We start from the raw sequence: 15,866 nt of genomic DNA on the forward strand, positions 1-15,866 counted from the left end.
CTTTGGACGCGGTACATCACACTTTGGACGCGGTCCTCGATCACCTTCTTAACCCATATCTGTCGCGCCAAGTGCCTTTGACATTTCAAGCTCTGTTTCGAAATGATCAATATTTATCTGAATCACTTATATACGATTTGTTAACCATTAATCAGCCGATACTACCAATCAAAAAACCACTCTCGCAATTGAGAGTGGCTCGTCGATTAGAATCCTAGGAATGTACGCGGATTGACTGGGACGCCGTCTTGGTGGACTTCAAAATGCAAGTGGGTGCCGGCTTTGGCGTTCCATTCGTTGCTTGTGGCAGTACCGAGTGATTGGCCTTGTACGACTTCGTCTCCTTCTTTGACGAGGATGCCGGTCAAGGAGCCGTAAAGTGTTGTCATTCCGTTGGCGTGTTCGATTTTGACTTCAGCGCCCTTGAATTGATCGATAATGACTTCTTTCACTGTTCCGCTAAGGGCTGCGACGACTTCGAATGGTTGGCCATCCATCGAGATTGAAACGCCTTTGTTTGTATAATACGTTTGGTTGAAGACGAGAAGTGCATTTTCACGTGTTTCTTCATCGGCTTCTACATCATAGTACTCTTGTATAATTGCCACGTTATCAAGTTGGTCTTCGTTGAAAGGAAATTTGAGTACTTCGTTTGATGCATTTGTTTCGATGATCGGTGGAGCGTTTGGATCTGTTGCGACGTCAGCTGTTTCGTTCGGACCTTTTTGGATGAAGGCATTGTAGCCCCAAATCATGCCGACGAAGACAATCGCGATACCTCCATAGATGGCCGGCCAGAACCATCTATTCTTCTTACTCTTATTCTTCTGAGAAGGGAATTTCGGTTTTTCTTCTCGCATTATCATCACCTCACTTGCTATTGTTTGCAAGTGTTGGTGATTTTAAACATTCTGATTCGTCTACTTCAAACTTTTTTATTACCGTTCCGGAATAATAGTAGGTAAGTATGTTTTCAGCGGCCCATCCTTTCTGGGCGAAGGCTTCGGCGCCGTATTGGCTCATGCCGACTCCATGCCCGTATCCTTTCGTCGTAATGAGGACGAGCTCGTTTGTAATGTCATAGGCGATGTTGAAGTCGGTCGATGCTAGTCCAAGTGCTTCACGCATTTCACGTCCGCTCATTTCGAAATCCGTGGAGACGACTTTTTGCACGCGCCCTGTTTGATTGCGAACGAGCTGGAGGCTTTTGAATCGATCAGCTTTCCAATCGGATCCGAGCGCTTCATTCCACTCCTTGATCGGCATTTCGATATGCCGCTCGACTTCTGCGGCTACGACTTCCTCCCCTGGGCTTTCCACGCTCTGTAAATAAGGAATCGGGTTGCCGCTATAGTTTTGCGCGGTTTCAGTCTTCCCATTCGATGTCGAAAAAAACATCGCGGTAATCATTTCATCACCATGCACGATCGTCTTCCCCTCGGTCGATGCGACAATATCACGCAGCTTCTTCTCATTCTGTTTGAATTTTTTTCCCCAGCGTTCCTTTCGTTCCGCTGCAGTTTTATACACTTGGGCAGAGACGGTTGCTTCGATCGGCTTTTTGCCGCCATCCGTCGTCCGCAGTGCATACGTCCGAGCCGCAATCGCTTGCGCCCTTAAGGCTTCGTCGTGGAAGTCGATCGGCATTTCGCCAGCGACAACCCCCATGACATACTCCTCAAGCGGCAAAGGCTTGTCCACCCCTTCCACAGTGATATAGATTGCGCAAGGATCTTCCATTGCTACATTTTTTTTCTCGGGTTCGACCGGCGTCGTTTTCATGAGGATGGGAATGAAAAATAGTAGTACGATGAATAAAGCGGCTAGTAGTTTGTCCATATTCGATTGTATGATGAAGCCTCTCATTTCATTCAAAAAAACTGCCCCTTGTCGATATGACAAGGAGCAGTGTATGGAAGCTTCGAATAAAAGTATGATAAGTACTGTCAGACGAGTTGCTTCTCTATTTCTGTTTTCGATTCTTCTGTGGAGACGCGTTCGATGTCTGCGCCGAGCGCTTTTAATTTCTTATGGAAATCGACATAGCCGCGGTCCAAATGATCCAGTTCCGTTACGCGTGTGACGCCTTCCGCTACGAGGCCTGCCAAGATAAGGGCAGCTGCGGCGCGCAAGTCTGTCGCTGCGACTTCAGCTCCTTGCAGATCGGATGGTCCTGAAATGATGACGGAGCGTCCTTCGATTTTGACACTTGCGTTCATGCGGCGGAATTCTTCGACGTGCATGAAGCGGTTTTCAAATACCGTTTCTGTAAGTACCCCTGTTCCGGATGCCGTCAGCATAAGTGCCATCATTTGTGATTGCATATCTGTCGGGAATCCAGGATGCGGCATCGTTTTCAGGTCGACCGCTTTCAAAGGATGCTTCGCCTGAATGCGTAAGCCTTCGTCCAATTCAGTAATGATGACACCCATTTCGCCGAGCTTGGAAATTAACGCTGCATTATGCTCTGGCACTGCGTTTTCGATTGTTACGTCGCCGCCTGTAATCGCTGCTGCGACCATGAAAGTACCCGCTTCAATGCGGTCCGGAATAATATGATGAATTGTTCCGTGGAGCTTTTCGACACCTTCGATACGGATCGCGTCCGTACCAGCACCGATGACTCTACCGCCCATTTCATTAATGAAGTTCGCTAAATCGACAATTTCCGGCTCTTTCGCCGCGTTTTCGATAATTGTCGTCCCTTTTGCCAAAGCGGCTGCAGTCATAATGTTTTCCGTTGCGCCGACGCTCGGGAAGTCCAAATAGATTTTAGCCCCTTTCAGGCCGTTTTCTGCTTTCGCTTCTACATGTCCGTGTCCGAATGTAATCTCCGCACCCATCGCTTCGAATCCTTTCAGATGCTGGTCGATCGGCCGGGAGCCGATTGCACACCCACCAGGTAAAGCTACGCGTGCGAAACCGTTGCGCGCGAGCAATGGTCCCATGACTAAGATGGACGCACGCATTTTACGTACATATTCAAAATGAGCTTCACTTGCAAGCTCCTCTGTTGAATCAATGATTACTTGCCCTCTAGCTGGATCGTAGTTGACCTTTGCATTTAGGCTCTTGACTACTTCGTTGATTGTGGAGACGTCCGAAAGATTAGGCACATCACGAATGATATTGGGACCGTCCGACGCGAGCAATGCAGCAGCCAAGATTGGCAGCACCGCATTTTTAGCGCCTTCAACACGCACGTTGCCGTGAAGAACACGTCCACCGTTAATAATTATTTTGTCCACAAAAAGCCCCTCCGACTCAAAAATTTATACTGTTTGCCATAATATTTACTGTTGATTTTTTTCGTCATAAATTAAACATAAAAACACATACTATTCTACAACGCTCTACATTATTAAACAAGTAACTACAGAGCTATTTTCCCGTCTATCTACAAGATAGTCTATAATATGTACCCATATGTCGATTTGTGTGCTTTCCTTAATAGGCATTTGACAAATGCACTTATGTAATTCCCAAGAACTGTCGGAAATTAAACATTTTTTTAATTTCATGCCATCGCCCCATACACATCGATATGTAGACGCGGCGATGACATGGATCCAGTGGCATATGAGTAATTATTACTGAGACGTTAGCCTACTGACTACGTACCCGATTTTCATGTAGTCAAACTTAATTGAACATGGTTGGGACTCTTCCTGACCAATAGGATATGTCTAAAAAGAAATTTGATACGGTTGAACCAATCGCAAAACTCAATAAAATAAACAGTAATTGCGCTTGAAAAACGTGGTTCTTTTTAATGATTTTTTCCGGCATAATCGATTGTAGTGCATAAAATGACAGGCCGATGAAAAAAATATGCGAAACGATGGCGAGCATCGGGTTATGTGCAAATACGTCGTTCATAGTCCTGCCTCCTAGTTGAAAATTGATTTGACGAGCATATTAACGGATTTTATGAGCGCGGTACTGGCGTTCTTGAGCGCGGATTCGGTGTTCTTGAGCGCGAGTCACGATTCTTGAGCGCGGATTCGGTGTTCTTGAGCGCGAGTCACGATTCTTGAGCGCGGATTCGGCGTTCTTGAGCGCAAGTCACGATTCTTGAGCGCGGTACTGGCGTTCTTGAGCGCACGTCACGATTCTTGAGCGCGAGTCACAATTCTTGAGCGCGGATTCGGTGTTCTTGAGCGCGAGTCACGATTCTTGAGCGCGGTACTGGCGTTCTTGAGCGCACGTCACGATTCTTGAGCGCAGATTCGGCGTTCTTGAGCGCAAGTCACGATTCTTGAGCGCGAAAATGGCGTTCTTGAGCGCACGTCACGATTCTTGAGCACGGTAAAGGTGTTCTTGAGCGCAAATCACAATTCTTGAGCGCGGTACTGGCGTTCTTGAGCGCGCAAATCACGATTCTTGAGCGCAATTCCCTTTTCATGAACGTCCTTCCAAGGTTCTTGAGCGCATTGCCTGCTTTATGATTGCAAGCAAACTAGATACATCAATATGGCTCTGTTAGATAAGATTTCCAAGCAAGAAAATACGGGCAGAAGAAAGACTCCCTCTGCCCGCCAACTAGTTACATCTATTATTTCTGTTCGTAAACGTTGATTCGATTGATGGCCCGTTTGAGGTCGAGTTCCGCCAACTGAGCTTCAAGTTTGTCTGTTTTGGCTTGTAGTTTTTCTTCCGCTCGTTTCGCTGCGCGTTGTGCGCGGGAGATGTCGATGTCGGAAGCCAATTCAGCTTGTTGCGCTAAAACGGTGACAACATCCGGACGAACTTCGATGAACCCGCCATGGACGGCGACATGTACAGTCGAGTTGTCTTTTTTTAGGCGAAGGGCACCGATTTGGAGCGGTGCAACCATTGCGATATGGCCGGGAAGGATCCCGATTTCGCCAGTTTCCGTGGCAGCGATCACCATATCCGCTTCAGTTTCACTAACAGGACCGTCGGGAGTGACGATATTGACTTTAACTGTCTTCATTTGATCATTTCCCTCCCTGTTATTAGACCTCTACGCCCATGCTTTTCGCTTTTTCGATAACTTCTTCGATGCGTCCGACGAGACGGAATGCATCTTCTGGAAGGTGGTCATAGCGACCGTCCAAAATTTCTTTGAAGCCTTTAACAGTTTCAGCAACTGGAACGTAAGAACCAGGTTGTCCTGTGAACTGCTCGGCAACGTGGAAGTTTTGGGAGAGGAAGAATTGGATACGACGTGCGCGTCCTACGACTAGCTTGTCGTCTTCGCTCAACTCATCCATACCAAGTATTGCGATAATATCTTGAAGTTCACGGTAACGCTGCAATGTTGTTTGCACTGAACGTGCTACTTCATAATGCTCTTCGCCGACGATTTCAGGGCTAAGTGCGCGTGAAGTAGATGCAAGCGGGTCAACCGCAGGGTAGATACCCATTTCAGATAGTTTACGCTCAAGGTTTGTTGTTGCATCCAAGTGAGCAAATGTCGTAGCCGGAGCCGGGTCCGTATAGTCATCGGCTGGTACGTAGATCGCTTGGATCGATGTAACAGAACCTACGTTAGTTGAAGTGATACGCTCTTGAAGCTGACCCATCTCAGTTGCAAGCGTCGGTTGGTAACCAACGGCAGATGGCATACGGCCAAGAAGTGCGGATACTTCAGAACCTGCTTGTGTAAAGCGGAAGATGTTGTCAATGAACAATAGAACGTCCGCGCCTTGCTCGTCACGGAAGTATTCTGCCATTGTCAAACCTGTCAAAGCAACACGCATACGTGCGCCAGGAGGCTCGTTCATTTGACCGAATACCATCGCCGTTTTGTTAATAACGCCGGAGTCCGTCATTTCATGGAACAAGTCGTTTCCTTCACGAGTACGCTCACCAACACCTGCGAATACAGAAATACCGCCGTGTTCTTGAGCGATGTTGTTGATCAATTCTTGGATAAGAACTGTTTTACCTACACCGGCACCACCGAAGAGGCCGATTTTACCACCTTTGATGTATGGTGCAAGCAAGTCAACAACTTTAATACCTGTTTCAAGAATTTCAACTTCTGTTGAAAGGTTTTCGAATTTTGGAGCTAGACGGTGGATTGGATCGCGGCGTTCTGCTGCCGGAATTTCCTCACCAAGGTCGATTTTTTCTCCAAGTACGTTGAATACGCGTCCAAGTGTCACGTTACCGACCGGAACTGAGATCGCTGAACCAGTATCTTCAACAGCTGCACCACGCTTCAGACCATCCGTGGATGACATCGCAATTGTGCGCACCGTGTCATCCCCTAAATGGAGTGCGACTTCAAGTGTCAACGTTTCAGGTGCTGTGTTCGGACGTTCGATTTGGACCTTCAATGCGTTATAGATTGCTGGAAGCTGACCGTTTTCGAATTTAACGTCAACGACCGGTCCCATAACTTGAAGAATATGTCCGTTACTCATGCTTTTCCCTCCTGTCTTACTTTCCCGTTCAAAATCTCTTATTCAAGAGCGGCAACTCCGCCGACGATTTCTGTAATTTCTTGCGTAATTGCTGCTTGACGTGCACGGTTGAATGAAAGAGTCAATGAATCAATCAATTCAGATGCATTATCTGTAGCAGTCTTCATCGCTGTCATACTTGAAGCATGTTCGCTCGCTTTTCCATCAAGCACTGCCCCGTAGATGAGGCTTTCCGCGTATTGTGGAAGAAGCGTTTCAAGAATCGCTTCCGCGGAAGGCTCAAATTCATACGAAGTCATTGCTGACGCTGATGAAATGTCCGTGAGCGGAAGCAATTTCCTTTCCGTCACTTCACTGGAGATGGCGGAGATGTAGTGGCTGTAATATAAGTACACTTCATCGAATTCGCCTTCTGTGAACATGCCAACAGCTCGATTAGCGATTGCTTTTATTTCATCGAAAGAAGGGTGATCCGATACTCCGACGAGACTTTCAACGACTTCATATCCGAGGCGCGAGAAAAACTCAAGCCCTTTGCGTCCGATGGCGACGATTTTCACGTCGTCCTTCGATGCGTGACGTTGCTCAATCGCACGTCTAGCCGCACGGAAGATGTTAGCGTTGTAACCCCCTACGAGACCGCGGTCGGAAGACACGATAATATAACCTGTCTTCTTCACTGGACGGTTTACGAGCATTGGGTGTCCGGAGTCGGTTGTAGCGCTTGCGATAGCGCCGACGACTTCCTCGATTTTATCCATGTATGGAACGAACGCTTTCGCATTCAACTCTGCACGGTTCAATTTGGAAGCCGATACCATTTGCATCGCTTTCGTAATCTGACTCGTCTTCTTTGTCGATTTAATACGGTTTTCTATATCGCGTAATGATACCACTGGCAATTCACCACCTTATTGTTTAGTTAGATCAAAATCCTGAATTACGTTTCGAATTAAGCTTCAGATGGTACGAAGTTCTTCTTGAATGCGTTGATCGCATCTTTCATTACTTCATCAGACGGAAGGTCTTTCGTCGTACGGATATGATCATACACTTCAGTGTGGTTAGATTCGAGCCAGCTCGTCACTTCGCTCTCGAAGCGAAGAATGTCATGCACAGCTACGTCGTCGAGAAGTCCACGTGTCAATGCGTAAAGGATGACAACTTGGTATTCCACTTTAAGCGGTTTGTTCAAGTCTTGTTTCAACACTTCAACTGTACGTTGTCCGCGGTCAAGTTTCGCTTTTGTCGCTGCGTCAAGGTCGGAACCGAATTGCGCGAACGCTTCAAGTTCACGGTATGCCGCAAGGTCAAGACGGAGTGTACCCGCAACCTTTTTCATCGCTTTGATTTGCGCGGAACCACCTACACGGGATACGGAAAGACCGGCGTTGATCGCTGGACGTACACCCGAGAAGAAGAGATCCGACTGCAAGAAGATTTGTCCATCAGTGATGGAAATAACGTTCGTTGGTATGTAAGCGGAGATATCCCCAGCTTGTGTTTCAACGAATGGAAGTGCAGTGATTGAACCTGCGCCTAATGTATCGTTCAACTTCGCTGCACGCTCAAGTAGACGGGAGTGCAAGTAGAATACGTCACCAGGGTAAGCTTCACGGCCTGGAGGACGGCGAAGTAGCAAGGATAGTTCACGGTAAGCAGCCGCTTGTTTAGAAAGGTCATCATAGACAACAAGGACGTGCTTGCCTTGGAACATGAATTCTTCAGCCATCGTTACACCTGTATATGGTGCAAGATATAGCAATGGAGCTGGTGAAGAAGCAGATGCTGTTACAACGATTGTGTAATCAAGCGCACCGTTTTTACGAAGTGTTTCTACAACTCCACGAACTGTGGATTCTTTTTGTCCGATCGCTACATAAATACAGATCATATCTTGGTCAGCTTGGTTCAAGATTGTATCGATTGCAACAGTCGTTTTACCTGTTTGACGGTCACCGATGATCAATTCACGCTGTCCACGGCCGATCGGTACAAGTGCATCGATCGCCTTGATGCCTGTTTGCAATGGCTCATGAACGGATTTACGCGCCATGACGCCTTGTGCAGGACTTTCAATTGGACGAGTTTTTGTCGTTGCAATCGGGCCCAGTCCATCAACTGGCAAACCGAGTGAATTCACGACGCGTCCAATCAGTTCCTCACCGACAGGAACTTCCATAATACGGCCAGTCCGACGTACTTCATCGCCTTCTTTGATATCTGTGTATGGTCCGAGGATAACGATACCTACGTTGTTCGCTTCCAAGTTTTGCGCCATACCCATGACACCTGTAGAGAACTCAAGAAGTTCTCCGGCCATGACGTTGTCGAGGCCATGAGCAAGAGCGATACCGTCACCGATTTTGATAACCGTACCGACTTCGCTTACTTCCATCTCAGACTGATAGTTTTCAATCTGCTGCTTAATCAGCGTGCTGATTTCTTCAGCTTTGATGCTCATGTATGTCACCCCTCAATTTCTAATTAGGATCCGATCAGTTTACGTTGCAGTTTGTCGAGCTTCGCGCTCAAGCTGCTATCGTAAATCTGATTGCCGATTTGGAGACGGACGCCCCCGATCAAGCTTGGATCGATGATATTTTCAATGCGTAAAGAATGTTTGCCGACCTTTTGTGCAAAAGTTGCCGAAATGGCGTTTGTCTCTTGCTCCGTCAATGGACGCGTCGAGTACACTTTCGCTTCTGCGATTCCCGCTGCATCATCCGCAAGTCCGAGGAATTCTTCGAAGACATTTTGAGCTTCATCCATGCGCTTTGCATCAAGCAATACGTACAAAGTATTCAGTACGATTGGATTCACACCTTTGAAAATGTTCGCAATCAATTCCTTCTTCTTCGCTGATGATAACTTCGGAGAACCTAATAGTTCACCAAGATCTTTATTGTCACGGAACGCAGCCACCAATTCTTTCATTTCTTCTCGAATTGCACCGGTTTGTCCGTGTTGCTGAGATAGTTCGAATAATGCTGTTGCGTATCGTTTTGCTACGACCGAGTTGCTCATCGGCTTTCGCCTGCCTTCACAATCGTTTCTTCAATTAAAGCACGGTTGTCCTCTTCAGAGATTTCTTTTCCAAGAACTTTAGATGCCGCCAAAATTGAAAGTGAAACGAATTCTTCGCGGACAGCTGCAACTGCTTTTTCACGCTCTGTCGCGATTTCAAGTGTAGCGGATTCTTTCATCCGGTTCACTTCTGCACGTGCTGCTGTGATCAGCTCTTCACGTTGTGTTTCGCCTTGTTTGCGCGCGTTTTCAACAATCGCTTGTGCGTTGTCACGTGCTTCCTTTAATAGGGCACGTTGCTCTTCCAAAAGCTTTTGAGATTCCAAGCGGCTGTTTTCAGCTGCTTCGATTTCATTCGCAATCAATTGCGCACGTTGATCCATCACGCCCATAAGCGGGCCCCATGCGAACTTTTTGAGTAGAACCATGAGGATCGTGAACATTAGCACTGTGACGATGATGTCGCCTAGATTCAACCTGTTATTCAATGCTGACAAAAATCCTCCGCCGTTTGCCGACAGTAGGATGAAGGTATTTCCAAACACGATTGTTTCACTCCCTTCAAGAGCTCATGTCAATTTTCGATATAGTATAGAAAGAACGTCATTCTTAATTTTCAACTTCAAATTTCCATTTCAAACGTCAGTTGTTACATAAATGAATGGCGAAGGGCAATTTGCCTCGGTCTTCGCCATTTACAATTGTTGTTTTATTATTTGTTCATTACGATGAACGCGATAACTGTCGCGATGATCGGAAGGGCCTCAACTAACGCTACCCCGATGAACATTGTTGTTTGAAGCATACCGCGTGCTTCTGGTTGACGAGCGATACCTTCTACTGTTTTAGAAACGATCAAACCGTTACCAATACCTGCTCCAAGTGCACCAAGACCAACTGCAAGTGCTGCTGCTAATAGACCAACTGAACCTACCATAGTGTAATATCCTCCTAAAATTTCATGTTTTTTGTTATTGTTTACTAACCCACTAATGGGGAAATATATGTTTAATGATCCGTTTGGACTTTATGTGCCATGTAGACCATCGTTAACATAACGAAGATGAAAGCCTGGATCGCTCCGATGAAGACTGAGAAACCTAACCAAGCGATTGACGGGATGACGGCTCCAATAAGACCGAATGCACTGCCAGCCCCGAGTGTTGCAAGTAGTCCGATGAGGATCTCCCCTGCGAAAATATTACCGTAAAGACGTAGACCGAGTGTCAATGTGTTTGCAAATTCTTCGATAATTTTAAGTGGTGCCAAGAATGGCATCGGTTGAAGATACGTTTTGAAGTATCCTTTTGTCCCGAGTTGTTTAACGCCATAGTAATGGGTTAACACAACTACCAATGTAGCGAGTGTCATTGTAATGACAGGGTCCGCTGTAGGCGATTTCCACCAAAGTTTATCGTCCCAGACTATCGCGAATGGCAGTCCGAGCATATTTGCTACGAAAACGAACATGATCAAGGTGATTCCGAGTACGTGGAAACGGCCACCTGTTTTCCAGTCCATATTGTTCTTAATGATCCCTTTGACGAAATCCATGACCCATTCCATGAAGTTCTGCATGCCTGTCGGTTTGATTTTCATATTGCGCGTCGAGAGGACGGCGATGATGAAAACGACTAGACATGTGACAAAGAGCATGAGGATGTTAGCTGGGTTAAAGCTTAATCCGAGAAAAACCCATTCCGGATTTTCATGGTTCACGTTTCGTTCACCTCCCTTATGCGTGTCAGTTAGAATTGCTTGACGTGGACTACGATTCTGTCAATTAATAACAGAACGTATGGAATCATCAGTCCGATCACTGTTCCGATCAGATCAAATTTTTCCGGCATCGACAACGCAATGGCTGCCGCTGCCACACCGGATCCGAATCGCAATGCGGTTCCTCCGATTGACTTTGTACCTTTCCCTTCCGAAATGTTCCGATCAAATCTTTCCATTCTACGGACAAGAATAAAGAAATTATACAGTCCGAACAAGGAGCCTAAGATTAATCCGCCAAAAACCGGTTTGAAGTCACTAAAAGCCCATCCGATGACAAACAGTGCGAGCAAAAAATAGAGTGCTTTTTTTTGCCTATTAAAGATGTGTCGCAGTGTATGCATGATGGGTGATTCTCCTGATTCGTATTTTCCGGGTCTAGCGTTTTCGAAAAGGTGGGCGAGTACATTGAGCGATGCTAAACGACATAGGTCAATTCCCTCATTAGGGCTTGTACTGATAGAGACTCCGAAAAATGTCGGAACCTGTAATTATTTGTGAATCGCCGTAAGCAACTGACCACCAGGAGGCGTTGCTATTGAGCACGCTCATGGAGATATTCGTGGAACGACGTCCAATAAAGGATGATAGAATCGCCCAGAAGCTTATCGCCAAGGCGTTTATCATATGTATGAATCCCTATCATTCTTACCCTTTGTAAGCATACAATAGGGGCATTTTGATGTCAATTGATTCCCGTGAAATTCTTCACAAAGTCTTCACGTTGTCAAATTATAGACATATTTGCACAGAGAAAAATTTCATATTGAAAAAATGAGGGATTTCCCTCAGTATGACCTGATGGAAAAATCCCTCACTGGCGTGCTTTCACGCGTTTTTTTATTGAATGTGCAAGCGTTGTTCAAAGTGCACAAACGTTTTATTCATTTTAATTCACCGAGGAAAGATATTCCTTCAATGCGCTGACGATCCGTTCAGATGCGTGTCCGTCTCCGTACGGATTGGACGCTTTCGCCATAGCGCTATATTCCGCCTCGTCGGATAATAGTGCATCCGTCATGTCGAAAATTGTCTCTTCGTCTGTACCGGCAAGCTTCAATGTGCCCGCCTCAATGCCTTCCGGACGCTCCGTCGTGTCACGAAGGACGATGACCGGTTTGCCGAGTGAAGGCGCTTCTTCCTGGATGCCGCCAGAGTCGGTCAAGATAATATGCGAGCGCGCGGCGAAGTTGTGGAAATCGACGACTTCGAGCGGTTCGATCAGGTGAACCCGCTTGTTCGAGCCGAGGATTTCGTCAGCCACTTCCCGTACAGCCGGATTCATATGGACCGGATAAATGACTTGCGTGTCCGGATGCTTTTCAAGGATCCGGTTGATAGCGCGGAACATATTGCGCATCGGTTCGCCCAAGTTTTCACGTCGATGCGCGGTAAGAAGGATGAGTCGATCATCGCCGATTTTGTCAAGAATCGGATGCTGGTAGTCATCTCGAACCGTTGTTTGCAACGCGTCGATCGCTGTGTTTCCTGTAATGTAAATCCGGTCTTCCTGTTTTCCTTCATTTAAGAGGTTTTGCGCGGACTTTTCGGTCGGCGAGAAATGAAGGTCGGCAAGGATGCCCGTCAGCTGACGGTTCATTTCCTCCGGATACGGGGAGAATTTATCCCATGTCCGCAGGCCCGCCTCGACATGGCCGACTGCAATTTTATTGTAAAACGCAGCGAGACTGCCGATGAAAGTCGTCGATGTGTCGCCATGTACGAGCACGATATCGGGCTGTGCCTCTCTCATGATCTCATCGAGCCCTTCCAATCCGCGGGTCGCGACATCGATGAGCGTCTGACGATTTTTCATGATGTTCAGATCATAATCTGGTGTAATGTTGAATGCATGCAAAACTTGGTCTAGCATTTGACGATGCTGCGCTGTCACCGTGACGATCGATTCGATCTCCTCGGGATGCTTTTGCAGTTCGAGTACGAGCGGCGCCATTTTAATCGCTTCCGGCCGCGTGCCGAATATCGTCATCACTTTCCATTTCCGTTTCAATCCATTCACGCCTTCCCCATTATTTCTTTCTTATTTAAATTCGTTCTTATTTAAATCGCGAACTTATTTTGTTCCGAATAGACGGTCTCCCGCGTCACCAAGACCTGGAACGATATATCCGTGGTCGTTTAATTTTTCGTCCAATGCAGCAATATACACATCGATATCAGGATGTGCTTCCGTGAATACTTTCACGCCTTCAGGAGCTGCAATCAAGCACATGAAGCGGATGTTTTTGGCACCGCGTTTTTTCAATGAATTAACTGCCTCTACTGCTGTTCCGCCTGTTGCAAGCATCGGGTCGACGAGAATGAATTCACGCTCCGATACGTCGGAAGGAAGTTTCACGAAATACTCATGCGGTTGAAGTGTTTCCGGATCACGGAACAAGCCGATATGTCCCACTTTCGCAGCCGGAATCAAGTTCAAGATGCCATCGACCATGCCGATGCCTGCACGAAGAATAGGTACGATCCCAATTTTTTTGCCTGCCAATACTTTTGATTTTGCAGTCTGGACCGGTGTTTCCACTTCCACTTCCGTCAACGGAAGGTCGCGGGTAATCTCATACGCCATCAACGTTGCCACTTCGTCAACAAGCTCGCGGAACTCCTTCGTTCCCGTGTTCACGTCACGAATATGTGTCAATTTATGCTGGATGAGCGGATGATCGAATACATGTACTTTTGCCATTGCTTATCGCTCCTTTTCGGAATGTCCTGTACATTATAACAGAAACATGTCGATTTACACATTGGGAATGCGGATAATGTCGGTTGTGAGTGGAATTTGTGATTTCTGTTGATTTGTGGGGGTTTATGTGTGGAAATTCTGATTTATGCGTGAGTGGCGGCGGTTGGACTTAGACCGCGGGGAAGTTTGATGGCATGGGAACTCTTCTTCGCGCAGAATGCTTTTGACAAATTAAATGCACTTCGGGAAAGGCAGATTGTTGAGCGCTCAAGCGTGGTTCTTGAGCGCGGATTCGGAGTCTTGAGCGCGACGGCGTGATTCTTGAGCGCGGATTCGGAGTCTTGAGCGCGACGGCGTGGTTCTTGAGCGCGGATTCGGAGTCTTGAGCGCAACGGCGTGGTTCTTGAGCGCGGGTGAGGTGAAATCCATAGTCCTGCAGGGACTGGCCTTAAGCATGGGGTGTTCTTTGGATGCGGCAGAATCTTTGCAAGGCCAGTTACTATGACGCGATTGCAAAAAAGAATCATTTAATATAGAAAGAGCTGCTGCGTTGCCCAACCATTGTTAGGTGAGATTTTTTTAGTAACCTTTTTGCAATGGATCGGTCTTCGATATAAGAAAATGCGCGGAATTGGCGGTTATTTATTTTGTTGTCGATAAGATAGAACCAATCGTCTAACAGGGGAATGTGACAATCCGTTTCGTTGAACGAGCACTTAGCGCAGTTCCATTTTCTCTGAGTCCACTTCATGCCCCTGTAATTGCAATTTGGGCAAATTACGCCAGGCATTATTTCTTCCGGGACAATTTGCATGGTTTTTGATAGAGGAAAGGGATTATATTCTTGATGAGCGTTTTTGATATCGTTTGCAATTTTACTGATTTGTTGTTTGTTCAATAGTTCTTGTGCGACTGGGCTATTGTATAGTGTTATGGGAAGTTCGTGTGTAAAGGCGATTGTAGTACCAGTTTCCCCTTCAATAAATAATTCGTTCGTGTATGCAAGACCTATCATCCCTATGATTGGAATGGCAACTCCTCTTTCTTTTAGCCAACCTTCCATGAATATCTTTTTACGTTCCAGTTCAATAATTGGACTTTGAATAACTTTTCGGACTCCATTATTGTCCTGTATGAATTGAGTAGGATTTGCTTTGACAGTTAGCTTTCCTCCGAGGTTCTTTATTTCAAAGATAACTATACGATCGGGTCTGATAAGAATGGAGTCCATTTGAAAATAGATTCCATTATGCTTCAGGCATACATCATGTAAAAAGCCGTGTGGATAGGGTGGTCGATATTCGGTAATATGTTTGTCAAAATTCATCTCTCCTCCGAAGCCAGCCTTTCGTTTCCTTAAATCTTCTTCAAAATTTGTAAATTGTTTGTTGTTTCTGTTCAGGCGGTTGACTAGCGATTGTAGTCCTATCAGCGCCAATGGTTCACTCCGTTTTTTGTATATCATGTTATCACCTCGACGACATTGTAGCAGTTTGGTCAAGTATTCCCAAACGGGCGGAAATTTGAGTTTACGATGTTTTTGCGGGTTAAAATTAGGTTTTAGGTGAAATCCAATGCATAAAATTGAAATTTCAATAATAAAAGTTTTTTCTAATCAATTCGATTGACTTGTGCGGATAGTTTTGTTAATGAGATGTGTTGCTAGAAGATGAGTTCTTGGGCGCGGAATTGGACTTCTTGAGCGTGGAGGGAGCATTCTTGAGCGCGGGAACAAATTCTTGAGCGCAGAATCGGATTCTTGAGCGCGCGGGAGCATTCTTGAGCGCGGATTCGAATTCTTGAGCGCGCGGGTGCATTCTTGAGCGCAGATTCGATTTCTTGAGCGCGCGGGTGCATTCTTGAGCGCAGATTCGATTTCTTGAGCGCGCGGGTGGATTCTTGAGCGCATATTCGATTTCTTGAGCGGGAAATCATATTCTTGAGCGCCCGCTGAAAAAATC

The 15,866-nt window shown here is 46.4% G+C and carries 17 protein-coding genes; 1 reads left to right on the forward strand and 16 read right to left on the reverse strand.

The features are described from left to right. A partial coding sequence (locus tag ACTHPA_RS01130) for a hypothetical protein (protein ID WP_440498218.1) occupies nt 1-218 on the forward strand: 218 nt, incomplete at its 5' end. Here the strand turns inward: ACTHPA_RS01130 and ACTHPA_RS01135 are convergent. From ACTHPA_RS01135 to ACTHPA_RS01210, 16 genes are all read right to left on the reverse strand, one after another. Beyond that, nucleotides 207-860: a peptidoglycan DD-metalloendopeptidase family protein gene (locus ACTHPA_RS01135; RefSeq protein WP_440498219.1), complete on the reverse strand. Its 654-nt coding sequence runs from the start codon at nt 858-860 to the stop codon at nt 207-209. The two genes, ACTHPA_RS01130 and ACTHPA_RS01135, sit on opposite strands and share 12 nt — an antisense overlap. Before the next feature lie 10 nt (nt 861-870). Then, complete coding sequence (gene spoIID / locus ACTHPA_RS01140) at nt 871-1,866, reverse strand: stage II sporulation protein D (protein WP_440498580.1); 996 nt, start codon at nt 1,864-1,866, stop codon at nt 871-873. A gap of 80 nt (nt 1,867-1,946) precedes the next feature. Beyond that, entirely contained in the window at nt 1,947-3,248 is a 1,302-nt protein-coding gene (murA, locus tag ACTHPA_RS01145; RefSeq protein ID WP_440498220.1) for a UDP-N-acetylglucosamine 1-carboxyvinyltransferase, read from the reverse strand. Between the two features lie 394 nt (nt 3,249-3,642). Further along, the gene (locus ACTHPA_RS01150; RefSeq protein ID WP_440498221.1) at nt 3,643-3,879 is read right to left on the reverse strand and encodes a DUF1146 family protein; all 237 of its coding nucleotides are present in this window, start codon (nt 3,877-3,879) and stop codon (nt 3,643-3,645) included. Between the two features lie 676 nt (nt 3,880-4,555). Continuing rightward, nucleotides 4,556-4,957: a F0F1 ATP synthase subunit epsilon gene (locus ACTHPA_RS01155; protein WP_440498222.1), complete on the reverse strand. Its 402-nt coding sequence runs from the start codon at nt 4,955-4,957 to the stop codon at nt 4,556-4,558. Between the two features lie 22 nt (nt 4,958-4,979). Further along, complete coding sequence (gene atpD / locus ACTHPA_RS01160; RefSeq protein ID WP_440498223.1) at nt 4,980-6,395, reverse strand: F0F1 ATP synthase subunit beta; 1,416 nt, start codon at nt 6,393-6,395, stop codon at nt 4,980-4,982. Nucleotides 6,396-6,433: 38 nt separating this feature from the next. Beyond that, nucleotides 6,434-7,291 carry an ATP synthase F1 subunit gamma gene (gene atpG / locus ACTHPA_RS01165; protein ID WP_440498224.1) on the reverse strand — a complete coding sequence of 286 codons (858 nt, stop codon included), beginning with the start codon at nt 7,289-7,291 and terminating at the stop codon, nt 6,434-6,436. A gap of 56 nt (nt 7,292-7,347) precedes the next feature. Next, on the reverse strand, nt 7,348-8,859 hold the full coding sequence (atpA, locus tag ACTHPA_RS01170; RefSeq protein WP_440498225.1) for a F0F1 ATP synthase subunit alpha: 1,512 nt from the start codon (nt 8,857-8,859) through the stop codon (nt 7,348-7,350). Between the two features lie 23 nt (nt 8,860-8,882). After that, entirely contained in the window at nt 8,883-9,422 is a 540-nt protein-coding gene (locus ACTHPA_RS01175; RefSeq protein WP_440498226.1) for a F0F1 ATP synthase subunit delta, read from the reverse strand. After that, a complete protein-coding gene (gene atpF / locus ACTHPA_RS01180; protein ID WP_440498581.1) occupies nt 9,419-9,943 on the reverse strand; it encodes a F0F1 ATP synthase subunit B in 525 nt (174 codons plus the stop codon). The genes ACTHPA_RS01175 and atpF overlap by 4 nt, the downstream gene beginning before the upstream one ends. Before the next feature lie 191 nt (nt 9,944-10,134). Beyond that, on the reverse strand, nt 10,135-10,359 hold the full coding sequence (gene atpE, locus ACTHPA_RS01185) for a F0F1 ATP synthase subunit C (RefSeq protein ID WP_251626260.1): 225 nt from the start codon (nt 10,357-10,359) through the stop codon (nt 10,135-10,137). Between the two features lie 71 nt (nt 10,360-10,430). Next, a complete protein-coding gene (gene atpB / locus ACTHPA_RS01190; protein WP_440498227.1) occupies nt 10,431-11,141 on the reverse strand; it encodes a F0F1 ATP synthase subunit A in 711 nt (236 codons plus the stop codon). A gap of 29 nt (nt 11,142-11,170) precedes the next feature. After that, nucleotides 11,171-11,545 carry an ATP synthase subunit I gene (locus tag ACTHPA_RS01195; RefSeq protein ID WP_440498228.1) on the reverse strand — a complete coding sequence of 125 codons (375 nt, stop codon included), beginning with the start codon at nt 11,543-11,545 and terminating at the stop codon, nt 11,171-11,173. A 545-nt stretch (nt 11,546-12,090) separates the two neighbouring features. Beyond that, entirely contained in the window at nt 12,091-13,191 is a 1,101-nt protein-coding gene (gene wecB, locus ACTHPA_RS01200; protein WP_440498582.1) for a non-hydrolyzing UDP-N-acetylglucosamine 2-epimerase, read from the reverse strand. A gap of 84 nt (nt 13,192-13,275) precedes the next feature. Beyond that, on the reverse strand, nt 13,276-13,905 hold the full coding sequence (upp, locus tag ACTHPA_RS01205) for a uracil phosphoribosyltransferase (protein ID WP_440498229.1): 630 nt from the start codon (nt 13,903-13,905) through the stop codon (nt 13,276-13,278). 523 nt (nt 13,906-14,428) lie between these two features. Then, the gene (locus tag ACTHPA_RS01210; RefSeq protein ID WP_440498230.1) at nt 14,429-15,370 is read right to left on the reverse strand and encodes a nuclease-related domain-containing protein; all 942 of its coding nucleotides are present in this window, start codon (nt 15,368-15,370) and stop codon (nt 14,429-14,431) included. Nucleotides 15,371-15,866: the final 496 nt, after the last annotated feature.

This window comes from Sporosarcina sp. SAFN-015, assembly GCF_051966875.1.
Lineage (GTDB): Bacteria > Bacillota > Bacilli > Bacillales_A > Planococcaceae > Sporosarcina.